The organism is Paenibacillus sp. FSL F4-0100, from assembly GCF_037993005.1.
GTDB lineage: Bacteria > Bacillota > Bacilli > Paenibacillales > Paenibacillaceae > Paenibacillus_AQ.
Map to the genome: position 1 here is coordinate 2,161,190 of NZ_CP150303.1, position 19,246 is coordinate 2,180,435.

At 51.8% G+C, this 19,246-nt stretch carries 13 protein-coding genes; 12 read left to right on the forward strand and 1 reads right to left on the reverse strand.

The features are described 5' to 3' along the window. Positions 1-82: 82 nt before the first annotated feature. The 9 genes from dnaK to MHH48_RS09485 all read left to right on the forward strand — a co-directional run bounded on the left by dnaK (position 83) and on the right by MHH48_RS09485 (position 8,681). On the forward strand, positions 83-1,921 hold the full coding sequence (dnaK, locus tag MHH48_RS09445; protein WP_076320572.1) for a molecular chaperone DnaK: 1,839 nt from the start codon (positions 83-85) through the stop codon (positions 1,919-1,921). Between the two features lie 93 nt (positions 1,922-2,014). After that, a complete protein-coding gene (dnaJ, locus tag MHH48_RS09450) occupies positions 2,015-3,133 on the forward strand; it encodes a molecular chaperone DnaJ (RefSeq protein ID WP_076320573.1) in 1,119 nt (372 codons plus the stop codon). A 224-nt stretch (positions 3,134-3,357) separates the two neighbouring features. After that, positions 3,358-3,729: a hypothetical protein gene (locus MHH48_RS09455; RefSeq protein ID WP_076320574.1), complete on the forward strand. Its 372-nt coding sequence runs from the start codon at positions 3,358-3,360 to the stop codon at positions 3,727-3,729. 49 nt (positions 3,730-3,778) lie between these two features. Next, positions 3,779-3,979 carry a YfhD family protein gene (locus MHH48_RS09460; protein ID WP_009590798.1) on the forward strand — a complete coding sequence of 67 codons (201 nt, stop codon included), beginning with the start codon at positions 3,779-3,781 and terminating at the stop codon, positions 3,977-3,979. Between the two features lie 299 nt (positions 3,980-4,278). Then, positions 4,279-5,256 (forward strand): 50S ribosomal protein L11 methyltransferase, encoded by a 978-nt coding sequence (gene prmA, locus MHH48_RS09465; protein ID WP_076320575.1) that lies wholly within the window; start codon positions 4,279-4,281, stop codon positions 5,254-5,256. 2 nt (positions 5,257-5,258) lie between these two features. After that, positions 5,259-5,942 carry a site-2 protease family protein gene (locus MHH48_RS09470; RefSeq protein ID WP_076320576.1) on the forward strand — a complete coding sequence of 228 codons (684 nt, stop codon included), beginning with the start codon at positions 5,259-5,261 and terminating at the stop codon, positions 5,940-5,942. A gap of 80 nt (positions 5,943-6,022) precedes the next feature. After that, positions 6,023-6,793, forward strand: a complete 771-nt coding sequence (locus MHH48_RS09475) for a 16S rRNA (uracil(1498)-N(3))-methyltransferase (protein WP_076320577.1) — start codon at positions 6,023-6,025, stop codon at positions 6,791-6,793. A 2-nt stretch (positions 6,794-6,795) separates the two neighbouring features. Continuing rightward, entirely contained in the window at positions 6,796-8,139 is a 1,344-nt protein-coding gene (mtaB, locus tag MHH48_RS09480; RefSeq protein ID WP_076320578.1) for a tRNA (N(6)-L-threonylcarbamoyladenosine(37)-C(2))-methylthiotransferase MtaB, read from the forward strand. Positions 8,140-8,225: 86 nt separating this feature from the next. Continuing rightward, complete coding sequence (locus MHH48_RS09485; protein ID WP_076320579.1) at positions 8,226-8,681, forward strand: NUDIX domain-containing protein; 456 nt, start codon at positions 8,226-8,228, stop codon at positions 8,679-8,681. Here MHH48_RS09485 and MHH48_RS09490 read toward each other — a convergent pair. Continuing rightward, positions 8,678-9,649, reverse strand: a complete 972-nt coding sequence (locus MHH48_RS09490) for a Na/Pi symporter (RefSeq protein ID WP_076320580.1) — start codon at positions 9,647-9,649, stop codon at positions 8,678-8,680. The two genes, MHH48_RS09485 and MHH48_RS09490, sit on opposite strands and share 4 nt — an antisense overlap. Before the next feature lie 237 nt (positions 9,650-9,886). On the opposite strand from MHH48_RS09490, the gene MHH48_RS09495 reads away from it, so the two are divergent. From MHH48_RS09495 to addA, 3 genes are all read left to right on the forward strand, one after another. Beyond that, a complete protein-coding gene (locus tag MHH48_RS09495) occupies positions 9,887-11,260 on the forward strand; it encodes a class I SAM-dependent rRNA methyltransferase (protein WP_076320581.1) in 1,374 nt (457 codons plus the stop codon). A 311-nt stretch (positions 11,261-11,571) separates the two neighbouring features. Next, on the forward strand, positions 11,572-15,102 hold the full coding sequence (gene addB / locus MHH48_RS09500) for a helicase-exonuclease AddAB subunit AddB (protein WP_076320582.1): 3,531 nt from the start codon (positions 11,572-11,574) through the stop codon (positions 15,100-15,102). Between the two features lie 5 nt (positions 15,103-15,107). Then, complete coding sequence (gene addA / locus MHH48_RS09505; protein ID WP_076321291.1) at positions 15,108-19,220, forward strand: helicase-exonuclease AddAB subunit AddA; 4,113 nt, start codon at positions 15,108-15,110, stop codon at positions 19,218-19,220. Positions 19,221-19,246 lie beyond the last annotated feature (26 nt).

The window sequence follows — 19,246 nt, forward strand, 5'->3', positions numbered from 1 at the left end:
ACTTTCGATAGTCGTTTATCATATAAAAATTGATGAAGATCATGCGAGGATTCGTGTGAATGAATAAGGAGGAAAATTTTACATGAGCAAAGTTATTGGTATCGACTTAGGAACAACCAACTCTTGCGTAGCCGTAATGGAGGGTGGGGAAGCAGTAGTTATCCCGAATCCGGAGGGCGCCCGTACGACCCCATCCGTTGTCGGATTTAAGAAAGACGGCGAGCGTGTCGTTGGGGATACAGCAAAACGTCAAGCGATCACAAACCCGGATCGTACCATTATCTCCATCAAGCGTCATATGGGTACGAATCATAAAGAATCCATCGACGGCAAAGATTATACGCCGCAAGAAATCTCCGCCATCATTCTGCAAAAGCTGAAATCCGATGCGGAAGCTTACCTGGGCCAACCTGTAACCCAGGCGGTTATTACGGTTCCTGCATACTTTAATGACAGCCAGCGTCAAGCGACCAAGGATGCCGGTAAAATCGCGGGTCTTGAGGTTCTGCGTATCGTAAACGAGCCGACAGCAGCAGCTTTGGCATACGGTATGGAGAAATCCGAAGACCAGACCATTCTGGTATATGACCTGGGCGGCGGTACATTCGACGTTTCCATTCTGGAACTCGGCGATGGCTTCTTCGAAGTAAAAGCAACCAGCGGTGATAACAAACTCGGCGGTGACGATTTTGACCAGGTCATCATTGACTATATGGTAGCCGAATTCAAAAAAGAGCAAGGCATTGATTTGAGCAAAGACAAAGCAGCGGTTCAACGTCTGAAAGACGCTGCGGAAAAAGCGAAAAAGGAATTGTCCGGCGTACTGACTACCACGATTTCTTTGCCGTTCATCACCGTTGCTGACGGCGTGCCTCAGCATCTTGAGCTCAACCTGACTCGTGCTAAATTCGAAGAATTGTCTGCTTCTCTTGTAGAGCGTACGCTTGGACCGACTCGTCAAGCGCTTAGCGATGCAGGTTTGACAGCTAACGATATTCATAAAATCGTTCTTGTCGGTGGTTCCACTCGTATTCCTGCCGTACAGGAAGCGATTAAGAAATTGACAGGCAAAGAGCCTCATAAAGGCGTAAATCCTGACGAAGTGGTTGCGCTTGGTGCAGCTGTTCAAGCCGGCGTATTGACAGGTGACGTTAAAGACGTCGTATTGCTCGACGTAACTCCGTTGTCCCTCGGTATCGAGACAGCAGGCGGCGTATTCACCAAAATGATCGACCGTAACACCACGATTCCAACAAGCAAATCCCAAGTATTCTCCACGTATGCCGATAACCAGCCGAGCGTTGAAATTCACGTGCTGCAAGGTGAGCGCGAAATGGCTGCCGGCAACAAAACGCTGGGACGCTTCATGCTTGGAGATATTCCTCCAGCACCACGTGGCGTACCGCAAATCGAAGTTACCTTCGATATCGATGCGAACGGGATCGTAAACGTTTCGGCGACAGATAAAGGTACAGGCAAGAGCCAGAAGATCACAATCACGTCCTCCAGCGGCTTGAGCGACGCTGAAGTTGAACAAATGATGAAGGACGCCGAGCTTCATGCCGAAGAAGACCGTAAACGCAAAGAGCTGGTAGAGGCTCGCAACAATGCGGACCAACTCGTATATACAACCGAGAAAACACTCAAGGATCTGGGCGACAAAGTTGATGCTTCCGAAGTGGAAAAAGCGAACGAAGCAAAAGACAAAGTGAAGAAGGCCCTTGAATCCGATAACCTCGAAGAGATTAACGCTTCGGTAGAGGAGCTGACTCAAATCGTACAGCAGCTGTCCGTGAAGCTGTATGAGCAAGCAGCACAAGAGCAGCAGGGTGCTGAAGGTGCCGACTCCGGTGCGGCTAATAAAGACAATGTCGTAGATGCAGATTACGAGGTTGTTGACGAAGATAAAAACAAAGGTTAATCTGAATAGATTGTATGGGAAGGTCAAAGCTGCGCATCTTCGCACTTTGGCTTTCCTTATGTAAAAGAGTAATAAAGAGATTGGGGTGAAACCGTGGCTGATAAGCGTGATTATTATGAGGTGCTCGGTGTCGGCAAGGATGCATCGGAAGATGAGATCAAGAAGGCGTACCGTAAAATGGCTCGCCAATATCATCCGGACGTGAACAAAGCGGCTGACGCGGAAGCCAAATTCAAGGAAGTGAAAGAGGCTTACGACGTATTGAGCGATGGTCAGAAACGTTCGACTTATGACCAGTACGGACATATCGATCCGAACCAAGGCATGGGCGGAGGCGGTTTCTCCGGTGATTTCGGCGGTTTTGGAGATATATTTGATATGTTCTTTGGCGGTAATGGACGCCGTGATCCGAATGCGCCTCAGCGGGGGAACGATCTGCAATACACGATGACAGTTGAATTTAAGGAAGCGGTATTCGGTAAGGAAACGGATATTACCATTCCGAGAACGGAGACATGTGATACCTGTCACGGTTCCGGGGCGAAGCCGGGCACGCAGCCGCACACATGTTCGGTATGTAACGGCAGCGGACAGCAAGAAGTCGTGCAGAATACGCCGTTTGGACGGATGGTAAACCGTCGCGCTTGTTCGAACTGTAACGGAACAGGGAAGATCATCAAAGACCGCTGTTCGACCTGTAACGGCAACGGTAAAGTGAAGAAGCAGCGCAAGATTCATGTTCGAGTGCCTGCGGGTGTGGACGACGGAGCTCAACTTCGTATGACAGGTGAAGGCGAAGGCGGCTTCCGCGGCGGCCCGGCCGGTGACTTGTATATCGTAATCCGCGTGAAGCCGCATGACTTCTTCGAACGCGAAGGGGACGACATTTATTGCGAAGTGCCGCTTACCTTTGCTCAGGCTGCGCTTGGCGACGAGATTGAAATCCCGACGTTGACGGAGAGAGTGAAGCTGAAGATCCCGGCCGGCACGCAGACGGGTACCTTCTTCCGCCTGAAAGGCAAAGGAGTGCCTCGACTCCGCGGCATGGGACAGGGTGACCAGCACGTCAAGGTTGTGGTCGTTACGCCAAGCAAGCTGAGTGATGAACAGAAAGAGCTGCTTCGACAGTTTGCTTCACTTGATGGCGAACAGACCCATGAACAGGAACAGTCTTTTTTTGACCGTGTAAAAAAAGCATTCCGCGGTGACTAATACAAACTTAAGGGGCTAAACTCCCCTCATAGCATAAAGAACAGCAGCAGGCTAAAGGTGATCAACCTTTGGCCTGCTGTTTTTTTGTTTCTGGGAGCTGCTGGAGTGTCTGCCAGCTTAAACAGGCCCGTTTCTCAAGAATAAAACACTTAATGATGAAGCAAGCTAGGGAAGCTCCATCTTTGGAAGATGCAATCTTGAATAGGAAATGCAGGTGAAATGAAGTGGCAGAGAAAAATATTTTGGCGTATTTCAAAAGTCCGGAAGAAGCCCAGCATGCAGCCCGTAAATTGCAGTCGCTGCGCGTTGCCGATATGTCCATCGACCGGTTTAGCGCGGATCCCGGCGGGGAGCTTAACAATCCGATGAATCCGTTGACAGGTAATATTGCAAGCTTAACAACGCTGACCTTAAATGCGGATATTTCGGGGCCGGGGGCCGGAATCCTGGGGGCGGCGGATCCATCAGCCAGCGGGATGAGTAGCGGCGGACAGGACGGAACCGAGGGCCGGGATATTTTGCTGACGGTGGTATTGGACGAAGGCGTATTCCCGCAAGCTATGCGGTTAATCGAAGAATCCGGCGGCATGATTTGAGGTTATAGGCACAGCTCTGATCGTTTATACGGAAAGGAGAATAGCACCCATGATGAGACGCGTAAAAAAAGGGAAAATCTCGAGCAAAACCGAAAAGATGATTGCGCTTCAATCCGCTAAGGCGGAGGATGTCGAGTTTTCGGCTATGGAAGCCGACCACGATGATGTGGAGGCGCTGCGCAGAAGCGAGGCAGCGGATGAACGCCAATTGAAGAAAATTCTCGATGAAACCAGTAAAAATGTAGATTGATCATTATGATTATCAAGTGATGAAGGAGTCCTCTTACCTTTCTTGTTACGGAGGTGGTAAGCAGGGCTTTTTTTGAAGACATAAGAAAGTATAAACTTTGGAGGCTTATCGTTCTTATTTCGCAACAAAAATTTCTGCCATATGTGGTCAGTCATCTGGAGAGAGTACGTTGATAACGTTTTTCGTATTCGATCGACTTGTAAGAAAAGTCATCATGGTATTTTAGTACAAACTTTGTATCCGGGGTCCTCTATATAGTACAATAATATTTATGTATGAATGAGGAGGAACAGTAGCACATGTTATGGCATGAATTAACGATACATACCACGGAGGAAGCCGTGGAGATGATTACGAATTTCCTGCATGAAGCGGGAGCCGGAGGCGTTTCGATTGAAGAATCCGGTACGACGAACAAGAAGCGGGACACATCCCTTGGACAGTGGTTTGATGAGATCGTTCCTTTTAATGATATTCCTGAAGGTCAAGCCGTTATTAAAGGTTATTTTGATGAGACGGTCACCTTAGAAGCGATCCGTGATGAGATAGCGCCACGCGTGAATGAACTGAAGGAATTTGGGATTGATACAGGCGAAGTCAGGTATGAGATGAAGACGGTTGATGAGAATGAATGGGCAACGGCCTGGAAGCAGTATTTCAAACCGATCCGCGTGTCCGAGCGGTTAACGATCAAGCCGACATGGGAAGAGTATACGCCGGAATCCGATCAAGAATCGATTATTGAGCTGGACCCGGGCATGGCATTCGGCACAGGAACGCATCCGACAACTTCGTTATGCTTGCGCACACTGGAGATGGTGATCAAGGGCGGAGAGGAAGTCATAGATGTTGGGACAGGCTCAGGTATTCTTTCCATCGGCGCAGCGCATCTGGGAGCTTCACGGATACTGGCTCTCGATCTGGATCCGGTTGCTGTATCCAGTGCAATAGAGAATACCCGTCTTAACGGCTTGGAAGATCGGATTACGGTGAAGGAAAGCGATCTGCTCTCGGTACTCACCCATTCGTCCGATCAATCGGATCTGGGCGTGACGCTGCCGGTACAAGTTGTAGTGGCTAACATTTTGGCTGAGGTCATCCTGTTGTTTGTCGACGATGTATACCAGGCTCTCAAGCCGGGAGGCGCTTATATCGCCTCGGGCATTTACAAGAACAAAGAAGAGATCGTGGAGAAGGCGCTGATTGCCTCCGGTTTCGAAATTGCCGACATCTGCCGCGAGGATGATTGGGTTGCCTTCGTGGCGAGGAAGAACTGATTATGGATTTTTTGGATCGACTGTTATTCTATCCGCTGGAACAACTTCCATTTTATTTGATTGCTTTAATCATTGCCTTTACCGTGCATGAGTTTTCGCATGCCTATTTTGCGAATAAATTCGGAGACCCAACGGCCAAGCTGCTGGGAAGGGTCACGCTGAATCCGGCGGTGCATTTTGATTTTCTGGGGATTATTCTCTTGCTGATAGCGGGTTTCGGCTGGGCACGGCCGGTACCGATCAATCGCGAGAACTTTAGCAACCCCCGCCGAATGAGTATCATTGTGGCGGCGGTTGGTCCGCTGAGCAATCTTATGTTAGGTATACTTGGAACGCTGATCTATGCGGGACTCTATCAGTTCGGTGTGATCGAGCCGATTGGCGTCACCAAAACAGATCAAGCGATACATTTGTTTTTCAATACCTTCATACTTCTCAATTTCTTTCTGTTCCTCTTTAATCTGATTCCGTTACCACCGCTTGACGGCTACCGGATTCTTGAGAATGTGCTTCCTCCGCGCGTCAGTGCGAGGATTCAGAAGTTCGAGCAGTGGTCGATACTTATTTTTCTGTTGATCATATTGCTGCCAACCTTTCAGAGATATACGATTAAGCCATTATATGATGCAGCGCATGCATTATCCATCGACTTTTTGAATCTGTTCATTAAGATGTTCGGGGGATAATGGCGCGGATTTCTCTGGTCAGTTTGCACGAAAAGTTGTATGATGGGGTTTGGCGATTTTGGAGTTAGGTGAGGATAAAGATGCAGCGATATTTTGTAACTCCCGCACAATTCGAGGGAGACCGTGTTGAGATTACGGGCGATGACGCCCGTCATATTACCAAGGTCATGCGAGGCAGACTTGGTGATAAATTGATTGTAAGCGATGGGGAATCCCGCGAAGCCATGGTGGAGATTGAGAGCATCGAAGCGGCCAGTGTCATCGCCGTTGTGATTGAACCCATGGAGATGACGCAGGAACCGCGTCTGCAAGTGAGCATCGCTCAGAGTTTGCCGAAAGGCGATAAGATGGAGACCGTCATCCAAAAGTGCACCGAGATTGGCGCGGTGTCCTTTGTGCCCTTCCTATCGGACAGAACGATTGTTCAGTACGATGCCAAGAAGGAAGGAAAACGGCTGGAACGCTGGCGCAAGATTGCGAAGGAGGCGGCTGAACAGGCGCATCGTAACCGGATACCGTCTGTTGAACAGCCTCTGTCGTGGAAAAATCTGCTTGCAGCATTTTCCGGCTACGATGCCGTATATTTTTGTTATGAAAAAGAGCATGGCTCCCAGCTGAGGGACGTGCTGAAGCCTTTTGTAGAGCAGGCGCTGCCGAATTCGGCCGAGAAGGCCAGCTTGCTGCTGGTCGTAGGACCCGAGGGCGGTTTTACGGAAGAGGAATGCCAAGCGGCCGAAGATGCAGGAGCCGTATCCGTTGGGCTTGGAAAGAGGATCCTTCGCTGCGAGACTGCCGGCATGACGGCGCTTGCCTGCACACTATATGAATCTGGAGAAATGGGGGGCGTTTGAACATGCCATCCGTAGCGTTTTATACGTTGGGTTGCAAAGTCAATTTTTACGATACCGAGGCCATCTGGCAATACTTCAAAAATGAAGGCTACGACCAGGTGGACTTCGAACAAACCGCAGATGTTTATTTGATTAACACCTGTCACGTTACCAATACAGGGGACAAGAAGAGCCGTCAGATGATCAGACGTGCGGTTCGCCGCAATCCCGAGGCCATCGTGGCTGTAACGGGCTGTTACGCTCAAACCTCGCCTGCAGAAATTCTGGATATCCCGGGTGTGGATCTTGTGATCGGGAACCAGGATCGCGATAAAATCATGGATTTCATCCATGATATTGAAAAGACGCGTCAGCCGATTAATGCAGTTCGCAATATTATGAAGACCCGGGTATTTGAGGAAATGGATGTTCCGGATTTTGCGGAACGTACTCGCGCATTTCTAAAAATCCAGGACGGATGCAACAACTTCTGTACGTTCTGCATTATCCCTTGGTCCCGCGGTTTGTCACGCAGCCGTGATCCGAAGAGCATCATCAAGCAGGCGCATCAGCTGGTTGGAGCGGGTTATAAGGAGATCGTGCTGACCGGTATTCACACAGGCGGATACGGAGATGATCTTGAAGATTACAGATTGTCCGATTTGCTGTGGGATCTTGACCGGGTAGACGGTTTGGAACGGATCCGCATCAGCTCCATCGAAGCAAGCCAGATCGATGAGAAGATGCTGGATGTGTTGAATCGCTCCAGTAAAATGTGCCGCCATCTTCATATACCGCTGCAAGCGGGGGATGATACGGTACTGAAACGGATGCGCCGTAAATATACAACCGAAGAGTTCTATAACAAGATGGGCTTGATTCGTCAAGCCATGCCCGATGTGGGCATTACGACGGACGTTATCGTTGGCTTCCCTGGCGAAACCGATGAGATGTTCCGTAACGGCTATGACCTGATGAAGGCAATTCAGTTCTCCGAGATGCATGTATTCCCGTATTCGAAGCGTACCGGTACGCCGGCAGCACGGATGGAGGATCAGGTGGACGAGGAAGTGAAGAATGCACGTGTGCATGATTTGATTGACTTGTCGGAGCAGCTGCAGCTTTCTTATGCTGAACGTTTTGTAGGTCAGATTCTGGAAGTGATACCGGAGCGTGAGTACAAGGGTGCTCCTAATGGCGGAAAGATGCAGGGTTATAGCGATAATTATCTGCAGCTTGTTTTCAACGGATCGCCTGATCTCGAAGGCAAACTGTGCCGCGTAAAAGTAACCAAAGCTGGTGTAAATGAATGCGAGGGCGAACTCCTCAGCGTCATAGATCATGGACTAAAGGCAGCTGCCCAGTAATTCCAATAGCGGCCATACCAGACAAGGATTTCATTTCCTGGCTACCGGAAGTGGAATCCTTGTTGTACATGAAGGAGGAATAGGACATGACATATACACAGATTTCCGCAGGCGGCGTGGTATACCGTCATCATGAAGGGGCGCTTCAGATCCAGCTTATTTTGGACCGTTATGGAAAAACCTCGCTTCCCAAGGGCAAGATGGAAGCCGGTGAAACCGTCGAGCAGACTGCACTTCGAGAAATTTGCGAGGAGACAGGTATAGTCGGATCCATCACCTCTCCAGTGGACATTATTGCATATAAATACCATCATCCCGAATTCGGCCAGGTGGACAAGGAAGTCCATTACTATCTGGTTAAAGCAGAAAAAGGTAGCTTAAAACCCCAGATCGAGGAAATCAACGGCGTGGACTGGTTTGAGCCTTTGGCCGCATGGAGGAAGCAGCGCAGCAACGGATATAACAACAATGATATCATCCTGCGTAAAGCGCTAATGCTGCTTGAGGTTAGCATTCCTGCGGATGAAGATATGAAACTTTAGGTCTGTGCCTGCTTGTTCCAGAAGGGCAGATAGCATAGTGGAAGCGCAATAAGCGAGCATACGATATTAAATAAGGTTTGCGCATGGGCGATTTGTCCAGCAGGATCCGCCGCTAACCATCCGGATACGGTGGTTAAGCCTGATATGAACGGAGTAAAGAGCAGAACACCGCCGATATTCAGCCCCATATGGGACCAGGCCACAAATCGCCCTGCTCGGGTACTGCCAATCGCTGCTATAAGTGCTGTTGCGCAGGTGCCGACATTGGAGCCCAGAACGATGGCAACGCCGATCTCCGGAGGCAGCGCACCGCTGGCTGCAAGCCCCATAGCCATAGCGATGACAGCTGCGCTGCTGTGCATCAGAGCAGTCAATATCGTTCCGGCTGCTATACCCCAGAGGACGCTCCGCGAAGCGTGGTCCAGGAACCACTGGAATAAACCGAGGCTTTGCAGAGTCGGACCAATAGACTGCATGAATTGTATAGCAAGCAGCACCAGTGAGAATCCGGCGACAGCGAGGCATAAAAACTGACTGCGGATCAAATTGTTTTTTACCTTGTCGTAGCTCGGAGGCACGCGCTCGCTGACGATTACGGCCCCGACCCATAGCATGAGCGAGAGGACAAGCAGAGGCATGGCGGCTTGTCCAATCTGCAGGCTGATGAGCTCGGTGGTTACCGTTGTGCCGATGTTCGTGCCGAGAATAATGCCCAAAGTACCGGCGAGGCTCAACAATCCGGCATTGGCGAAACCTATTGCCAGCACAGTAACGGCGGTACTGCTTTGCAGCAGGGCCGTGACCGCTGTACTGGCGATCATGCCTTTCAGGGGCGTGGATGTCGCTTTATGGAGCCACTTATGCAACAGCGGACCGGCCCAGCGTTGGAGCGCAACCTCCATGACCTTCATGCCGAACAGGAACAGGACAAGACCATAACAGATGGGAAACCAGAGTGAGGATAGCATGATGTTCTCCTTTTAGAGGTTGTTCAAAAAGCTCTCTTTTGATAAGAAAACCAATCGAGGCCAATCAAGGATGAGCGACCGCGATTCAAAGGTAGGTTTTCTATATCTAACACGAAGTGAATCAGGAAGTCACTCAGCATCGAATAGATAGACTTTTATCTTAATTACGTATATGACCCTTGGCGGACATGCATGCCTATTGAAATGGCCAGGGGATAACTTAAGGAGTGAAATACAGTGCCATCGGTAATTTTGGAGCGCAGTCGAAAAAAGAGACTGGAGCAGGGGCATCCCTGGGTTTATAAAAGCGAGATTGCCTCTGTCGAGGGTGAACCCAAGCCGGGTGATATCGTATCGGTATTAACCCATCAAGGCCGTTTTCTCGCCTCCGGTTATTACAACCCGCAATCTCAAATCACCGTACGCACCGTTTCGTATGAGCCGATTGAGACGATGGACAAGGCCTTTTTCGCCGCCAGGTTTCAGGAATGCCTGAAACATCGGGAACGGTTTATCGGAGATGAGAACGCCTACCGGCTGGTTTATGGCGAGGCGGATTTTCTGCCAGGGCTGATTGTGGACCGTTTTGATGACGTACTGGTCATCCAGCTGCTGACGCTGGGCATGGATCGCTGCCGTGAGGATATCGTGAACGCGCTTGTCGAGGTGGTCCAGCCAAAAGGAATCTATGAACGAAGCGATGTATCCATCCGGGAATTGGAAGGTCTGGAACAGCGCACGGGTATTCTCTACGGGGAGTGTCCTCGCCACGTGACGGTGACGGAGAACGGCTTGAAGATCAAAGTGGATATTGAAGAAGGTCAGAAGACGGGATATTTCTTTGATCAGCGCGAGAACCGGGCATCCATAAAACCGTTAATGAAGGGTTGGGGAGACCGCAGCGGGATCACGCTTCAGACTGTGGAACGGGACGGTGAGATGAAGTCCTTGCCGGTGAACAAAAGCGGAAAAGAAGTCACGTTTCCCTATTGGGACGGTGCTACGGTGCTGGAATGCTTTTCGCATACGGGCAGTTTCACGCTGCACGCATGCCTTTATGGGGCCAAGAAAGTAACCTGTCTTGACATATCGGAGCATGCTATCGAAAGCGCCAAAGAGAATGTGGAATTGAACGGATTCCAGGATCGCGTGGAGTTTGTAGTGGACGATGCCTTCCAATATTTGCGCAACCAGGTAAAAGGCTTGGAAGAACGTGAGCAGCGTGCGCAAGGGGATCAGAAAGTGGATACCTCCAAACCGCTGACCGCGGGAGGTGGACGTTCCTGGGATGTGGTCATTCTGGACCCGCCGGCGTTTGCCAAAACCAGGTCTGCTGTCAAGGGAGCTTGCCGGGGATATAAGGACATCAACCTTCATGGAATGAAACTGGTGAATGAAGGCGGTTATTTGGTTACGGCAAGCTGCTCGTACCATATGCGGCCGGATTTGTTCCTGGAGACGATTCAGGATGCTGCAAAAGATGCCGGCAAAATTCTAAGACTCGTGGAATGGCGTGCGGCTGGCAAGGATCACCCGCAAATTCTCGGGGTCGATGAGGGGCATTATTTGAAATTTGCCGTGTTTGAAGTGCGCAGCAAATCAAAGCTGTAAACTGCCACAGCTATAGCGGTTGATGCGAAGGATTTTGCCATGGTGGGTAAACCACGATGGCAGGATCCTTTTTTGTATGTCCGCAATATTTTGGAATGGGAATGAAATCCAAACGTATGTTCCATCAAACGATACTTATGCTATACTAGTAATCAACATCTTTTTTGATAGACAACGAACCAAAACGTGGATTTCATATGAATTTTGATACATTTGACTCATAGATTCAAGGGCATGATTTCACCGGAAGCGCAGCTTGTTAAGAAGGGTGAAGGAGTCCCTTTCGAAAGACGATGTAAAGGGGGCATAGCATGAGCATTCAATTTGTTATCGGCAGGTCGGGCAGCGGCAAGAGCACGTCGATCCGCCAAGAGATGATCGAGCGATTGGAGCAAGATCCCAAGGGGAATCCGATGATACTGATCGTTCCCGAACAAGGGTCCTATGAAGCAGAGCATGCACTCGTTAATGCGGGAGGCATTCGCGGGATAATGCGCGCGCAAGTGCTTAGTTTCCGTCGACTGGCTTACCGCGTCATGCAGGAAAGCGGCGGGGCCGCAAAGGTGGCGATCAGTGAAGAAGGCAAGCGCATGCTGCTGTACAAAATTTTGCGGAGGCGCAAAGAAGAGCTCCAATTGTTCGGTGCTTCGGGAGAGCAGCATGGTTTTGTCGGTAAGCTGAGCGAGTTGTATACGGAAATGAAGCGCTATTGCATTGACGCATCCTGCGTAGAGGAGCAGCTGGGACAGATGATATCTGGCTCCGGGAATTCACCGATGCTTCGGCGCAAGCTGGAGGACATCGTAACGGTCTTTCGTGATTTTGAGCTTGAGATTTCACGGTTCTACATGGATGAGGAAGATACGCTGGCCTCATTAGCAGCGGGCGTGACCCAATCGGACTATATCAAGCGCGCCGACATTTGGATCGATGGTTTCCATGGTTTTACGCCGCAGGAGTACCGGGTGCTCCGAGAAATTATGGCCCATGCCAACCATGTAACGATTGCGTTGACACTGGACAAGCCTTATACGAACGGCAATGTTCCGCATGAGCTGGATCTCTTTCATCCTACCGCAGTGACGTACATAGAGCTTAAAGGCATTGCCGATGAGATGGGGTTGGATATGGAGCATCGTATTCTGCAACCCGATGTTCTTCCACGGTTTCAAGAATCCCCTTTGCTTGCCCACCTCGAGCGCGGTTATGATCGGAAGAAACGTTGGACGGAAGCTGCGCGAGATGGAAATACAGTGAGCAATCCGGACGGCAGCAGGACAGGTCTTCTTCTGCATTCTGCCAGTCACCGCCGGGCTGAAATCGAAGGAGCTTTACGTGAGATGGTTCGTCTCGCCCGGGAAGAAAGAACACGATACCGGGAAATGGCCGTGTTTGTCCGGAATATGGGAGAATATGAGCACCTGATAGGTCCTATGTTCAAGGAATACGGTGTTCCTTATTTTCTGGATCAGAAGCGGAGCGAGCTGCACCATCCGCTGGTCGAATTTATTCGATCTGCTCTTGATGTCATTGGACGCCGCTGGCGTTACGAGGACGTATTCCGCTGCGTGAAGACGGATCTGCTGCTGCCGCTGGACGGTTCGCTTACCCGTGAGGACATGGATCGTCTGGAGAACCACGTGCTGGCTTCCGGAATTCAGGGTTCGCGCTGGACGGATGGCCGCCCGTGGAAGGGAATTCCAAGCCTCTCATTAGAGGATGGCGAGAGCGAGGTGCGCAATCCGGATGGCATGCAGGTGATTGAGTATGCCAGAAAGGTGATTGTGGAGCCGCTGCATGCGTTTGAGAAGCGGATGAAAAAGGCAACGAGTGCAATGGATCAGAGCACCGCAGTCTATCGGCTTCTGGAGGAAACCGCTGTTCCCGAAAAGCTGGAGCTGTTAAGCCGCGCTGCTCTGGATGCCGGGCGTCCTGAGGAAGCCAGGGAGCATCGCCAGGTATGGGGGGCTGTGCTTGACCTGCTCGACCAGATTGTGGAGATGATGGGTGCGGAGAAGCTCAGCACCGAATTGTTCACGGGTGTGCTGGGTACGGGACTTACGGAGATGAAAATGGCTCTGGTGCCTCCGTCTCTGGATCAAGTGCTGATCGGCAGCATGGATCGGACACGGACGGGCGGGGTGAAATATGCTTTTCTGCTCGGCATTAACGATGGTGTTCTCCCAGCCCAGTTTCAGGACGATGGGATCCTGACAGAACCGGAGCGTGTTCAGCTCGAAGACCGCGGATTGGAGCTTGCTCCAAGCATATCCCGAAGACTGCTGGATGAACGGTTCCTGATTTATAATGCTCTGACTTCGGCCAGCAAGCAGCTTTGGGTCAGCTATCCTGCGGCCGATGATGAAGGTAAGACGTTACTGCCATCCGAGGTCATCCGCCATTTGAAGCTGATGTTTCAGATGGAAGAGGTGCCTTTGTTTCCAAGACCGCATGCCGGGCAATCGGCCTGCGAGCAGGAGCATTATGCGTCACGTCCTAATAAGACGTTGGCTTACTTGACGGGTCGGCTACGGGACTGGAGGAATGGAGAGGAGATTCCGAACATTTGGTGGCATGTGTACAATTGGTACGCGGAACGGCCGGATTTAAGGTCGCGTCTTTCTTCGATGCTCTCGTCCTTGTCTTACCGGAATGAAGCCCGGCCACTTAAGCAGGAAACGAGCAGGCAGTTGTATGGAACGAAGCTGCGAACAAGCGTATCTCGGATGGAGCGCTTTGTTGCGTGCCCGTTTTCCCATTTTGCCTCCCATGGATTGAAGCTGAGAGAACGGCAGCTGTACCGTCTTCAGGCTCCTGACATCGGACAGTTATTTCATGCTGCCTTGAGCAGCATGGCCATGAAGTTTCAATCCCAGCATCGAAGCTGGGGAGACCTGACCGCGGAGGAATGCTTGCGCGAGGCGGAAGCGACCGTCGATCGGCTTGCTCCCATGCTGCAGGGTGAAATCCTGCTTAGCTCCAAGCGATACGGATATATTTCGCGCAAGCTGAAAAATATCGTGGGCAGAGCATCCGTGATTCTGGGTGAACAAGCAAGGCGCGGCAAATTCGAGCCGATCGGCCTTGAGCTTGATTTCGGTCCAGGGAAGCCGCTGCCACCCCTGACGTTTGAATTGCCGAACGGGGTTAAGATGGAGATTGTCGGGCGCATTGACCGGGTCGACATGGCACGCGGAGAGCATGGGATCATGCTTCGGGTCATCGATTATAAATCCAGCCAGAAGGATCTGCGATTGCATGAGGTCTATTACGGATTATCCCTGCAGATGCTGACCTATCTGGACGTGTTGCTGACGTTTGCGGAGGACTGGCTCGGTGAACAGGCTTTGCCTGCGGGAACCTTGTATTTCCACGTTCATGATCCAATCTTGCAATCTGCAAACGGCATGACGCCGGAGCAGGCGGCAGAGGAGCTGCTCAAACGTTACAAAATGAAGGGCTTGCTGCTGGCAGACCGCGAAGCGGTTTCCCTCATGGATTCTTTCCTTGAAAAAGGACACTCGGCTATTCTGCCTGTCGCCGTCAAAACGGACGGAAGCTTCTACAGCAGCGCAGCCGTGGCAACACCTGACCAGTGGGAGACCTTGTTGTCCGCCGTGCGGGAGAATATGCTGAATATCGGCTCCAGAATTACGGGGGGCGATGTCGCGATTGTGCCGTACCGGATTCAGCAGGAGACCGCCTGCACGTACTGTTCCTTCCGGCCTGTATGCCAGTTCGACGACGCAATTGAGGGCAGCGAATATCAGCTGCTGGGTAAACCGGGTAAAGATCAGGTTTGGGATATGCTTGGACATCCGAAGGGAGGAGAGAGCCGGTGAGAGAGATGATAGCAAAACCCGAGGGCAGCATGTGGAGTGACGACCAGTGGAAAGCCATCGCGCTGTCGGGCGATGATATGCTGGTTGCAGCTGCAGCGGGTTCAGGGAAGACCGCCGTGCTGGTTGAACGGATCATTCGCAAAATCCTCGACGATTCCGCGGGGTTCAGCGTAGACCGGCTTCTTGTAGCTACGTTTACCAAGGCTGCGGCTGCCGAAATGCGGGGACGGATTCGGGAAGCGCTTGACCGTGAGCTGGACCGGGATCCGGACAATGAGCATATCCGGCGTCAGCTTGCTTTGCTTGGTAGGGCGTCAATTACAACGCTGCACTCCTTTTGCATGGAAGTCATTCGGCGATATTATCAGTTAATACCGCTGGATCCGGGATTCCGCATTCTGAATGAACATGAGGCGGATTTAATGCGGCAGGATATGCTGGAGGAGCTGTTTGAAGAGAAATACGGCGAGGCCGAGGGCGACCAGGAAAGTCGGTTTCTTCATTTGGCGGACTGGTTCAGTGGCGAGCGAACGGACGACGCGCTGTACCGTCTCGTTCAGCGCCTCTATGATTTCTCCCGCAGCCATTCCTGGCCGGCACACTGGCTAAGGGAAACGGCTGCCGGCTTCCAGGTACAAGATACGGAGGCTCTCGGACAAACGCCATGGGTTCAAAGCATTTTGGCTGATGCCCGTCTGGCTTTGAACGGAGCGGCTGGCTTGCTGCAGCAAGCCAGGGCGATCGCCATGCAGCCGGGAGGGCCTGCACCGTATGTGGACAATCTCGATGAGGACTTGCGATTGGTCGCCTCCCTGCTTGAGGCCATCGATAGTTCGCCGTGGGAATCGTTGTACGGCATTTTTCGCGAGGCGTCTTTCGGCAAGCTCAAATCCGTTCGGAAGGATGAGGTGCTGCCGGAGCTTCAGGAACAGGTTAAGGAACTGCGCGACAACGTGAAGAAAATCGTCAATGAGCTGAAAAGTGCATTGTTTGGCCGTCCGGCATCGGAATTTTTGCAGGAACTTCACACGGCAGCGCCGCTGATGATGGAGCTGGCCGAGACGGTTATCGCTTTTGGCGAGCGATATCGTGAGGCCAAAGCGGCCAAAGGCATGGTCGACTTTAACGACCTTGAACATTACTGCCTTCATATTCTTCGTCACCCTGATTCCGTGCCGGGGCATATGATGCCTTCCGATGCGGCGATGGAATACCGCGAGCAGTTTGATGAAGTGCTGCTCGACGAATATCAGGATACGAACAGCGTACAGGAAGACATTGTACGATTGATCTCCAGGGAAATGCCGGGCAACCGGTTTATGGTAGGTGACGTGAAGCAGAGTATTTATCGGTTCCGCTTGGCGGAGCCGGGACTGTTTCTCGATAAATATAAGACGTTTTCTTCCGACGCAAGCACGGCCCAAGCCGGCATCCGGATTGATCTGGCCCGTAATTTCCGCAGCCGGACGGAAGTGGTGGATGCCGTCAATTTGTTGTTCCGGCAGATCATGAATGAATCCGTAGCCGAGATTGCCTATGATGCTCGAGCGGAGCTTGTATGCGGCGCATCCTTTCCGGAGCAGGAGGTTCAGGGCGGTACGAACCCTTACACGCCTGAATTGCTCCTGATCGACCGTCTTGGAAAAGGGACGGAGGAGCAGTCCGAAGAATCTTCCGAAGAGGACGGGGTTCATCTTGAGGTTGAGGCGCTTGAGATGGAAACCGCCCAACTGGAGGCCCGCGCCATTGCCCGCAGAATTCGTGAGATGACAGGCGAAAACGGGAAGCCGCTCATGGTGTACGATAAAGGACTGAAATCGATGCGGCCCGCGGGGTATGGGGACATGGTTATTTTGCTTCGCTCAGCCATGGTATGGGCACCGTTAATTATAGAGGAACTGCGGCAGGAAGGGATTCCGGCGTTCGGCGAGCAGAACAAAGGGTACTTTCAGGCGACGGAAGTGGAGATCATTTTATCGCTGCTGCAGGTGATTGATAATCCCCGGCAGGATATTCCCCTGGCTTCCGTATTGCGCTCGCCGATACTCGGATTATCCGAGGAAGAGATGGCACAGGTACGCCTGTGTGCCAAAGGGACTTATTACGATGCGCTTAAGGCAGCAGTCGCGTTAAGTGTCGTCCCGCCGGTCATGGATTTGGCGCGCCCTGTGGGCTTCGTGGATGGCAAATGGACGCCGGGCGTAGAACTGGAAGGTTTAGCCGAAGCAGCAGCAGGTCATGAGCTCGTGGCAGGCAGCCTTCTTTCGGATGCTCCGTTATCAGCGGAAGGTCAGAATATCGAAATATCTCCGGAGCTTAGCTCAAAACTTGGATTGTTTATGGATCGGCTTCAGCGCTGGCGGCAGGAAGCGCGCCAAGGAAGTTTGAGTGATCTGATCTGGGGAATTTACAGTGAAACCGGCTATTTGGATTGGGTTGGCGGTCTACCTGGCGGCAAGCAGCGTCAGGGCAATCTGACCGCCTTGTATGACCGGGCCGTGCAGTATGAACAGGATACAGCCTCCAGAGGTCTCTTCCGTTTCCTGACCTTTATCTCCCGGCTCCGGGAGCGAGGCGGGGATCTCGGCACTGCCGGCGGTACGGAAAGCCAGGGCAATGCGGTACGGTTAATGACCATTCACAAGAGCAAGGGGCTGGAATTCCCGGTTGTTTTTGTAGCTGGATTGTCCAAAAATTTTAACCAGCAGGATTTGAATTCCCCTTTCCTTATGCATAAGGAGCTTGGCTTTGGACCGAAGTTTGTGGATGAAGGCATGCGCGTTAGCTATCCCACGCTGCCTAACCTGGCGATCCGGCGCAGGTCGCAGCTGGAGCTGTTAGCTGAGGAGATGCGTGTGCTCTACGTTGCCCTTACGCGGCCTAAAGAGAAGATGATTCTGGTCGGCACGGTGAAGGATTTGCCGAAGAAGGCGGCTGCGTGGGCACAAGCCGATTTTAACCCGGAGCTTCTTCTGCCGGATTACGTCCTTGCCCGGGGCCGGAGTTACTTGGATTGGATAGGCCCGGCTGTGATACGCCATCCATCCGCAGGTCTGCTCCGCGAGAAGGCGGGCTTATCCGAGGAGACGAACTCACGCGTGTTTAGAGAAGATCGATCGCAATGGATATTTTCGATCGAGACGCCGGAATCCTTGGCGCAGGGCATGATCGGTATTAAGGATGACGTGCAGGCGGATAACGATGACCGGATGAATAAGCTGAATGCCCTGCGCAAGCTCGAGCCGGTTGTTCCGATGGCTAGTATAGCCGAAGCGGAAGATATGGGTACGGATGATCAACGTGCAAGCATCTATGAGCGCTTGTCTTGGAAATATCGTTATGAAACGGTCAGCCAAATTTCCGCCAAAACGTCCGTAACGGAGATGAAGAAGCTGCTTGCCTTGCAGGACAGCCCCTCCCTGGATCTACTGGAGGAGCAGGCCGTAAAACGTCAGAGCAAGGAAAATATCGGGGCAGGTGCATCTTTCACACTAAGCTTGCGACGGCCGAAATTTATGGAGTCAACGAAGCTGACACCTGCGGAACGGGGAACCGTGTATCATACGATCATGCAGCATGTGCCTCTTCAACGATTGGAGGGAGCCGCGGAACCGACGCCGGAAATCGAAGACACGATCCGCTACCTTGTGGAAAAAGAAATCATAACCGCTGAGCAGGCAGCCGCGGTGGAAGCAACGGAGATCAGCGGCCTGTTTGCTTGCGAGGTAGGGATGCAGCTGCTGACTGCAGAGGATGTCTGGCGCGAGATGCCGTTTTCATATGCACTCCCCGCAGCTGAAGCTTATCAAGGACTCGCTTTCATGGACCAATTCTCGGAACAAGCGGCCGAAGCAGCGCCGGATGTGAAGCTCCTTCAGGACGAAACCGTGCTGATCCAAGGGGTTGTGGACTGCCTGTTCAGGCAGGGCGGTAGACTTGTGCTGCTGGATTATAAAACGGACCGGGTGCTGGAGCATCGCGGCGGCGTTTCGGCCTTAGCAGAGCAGTATCGTTTTCAGCTTGATCTATATGCAAAGGCCTTGGAAGATATTTTAGGCGAGCCCGTTCATGAAAAATGGCTGTACTTTTTTGATGAGGGACATGCCGTTCAACTATAGTCATCTCGATTTGTTTGATTGGGAAG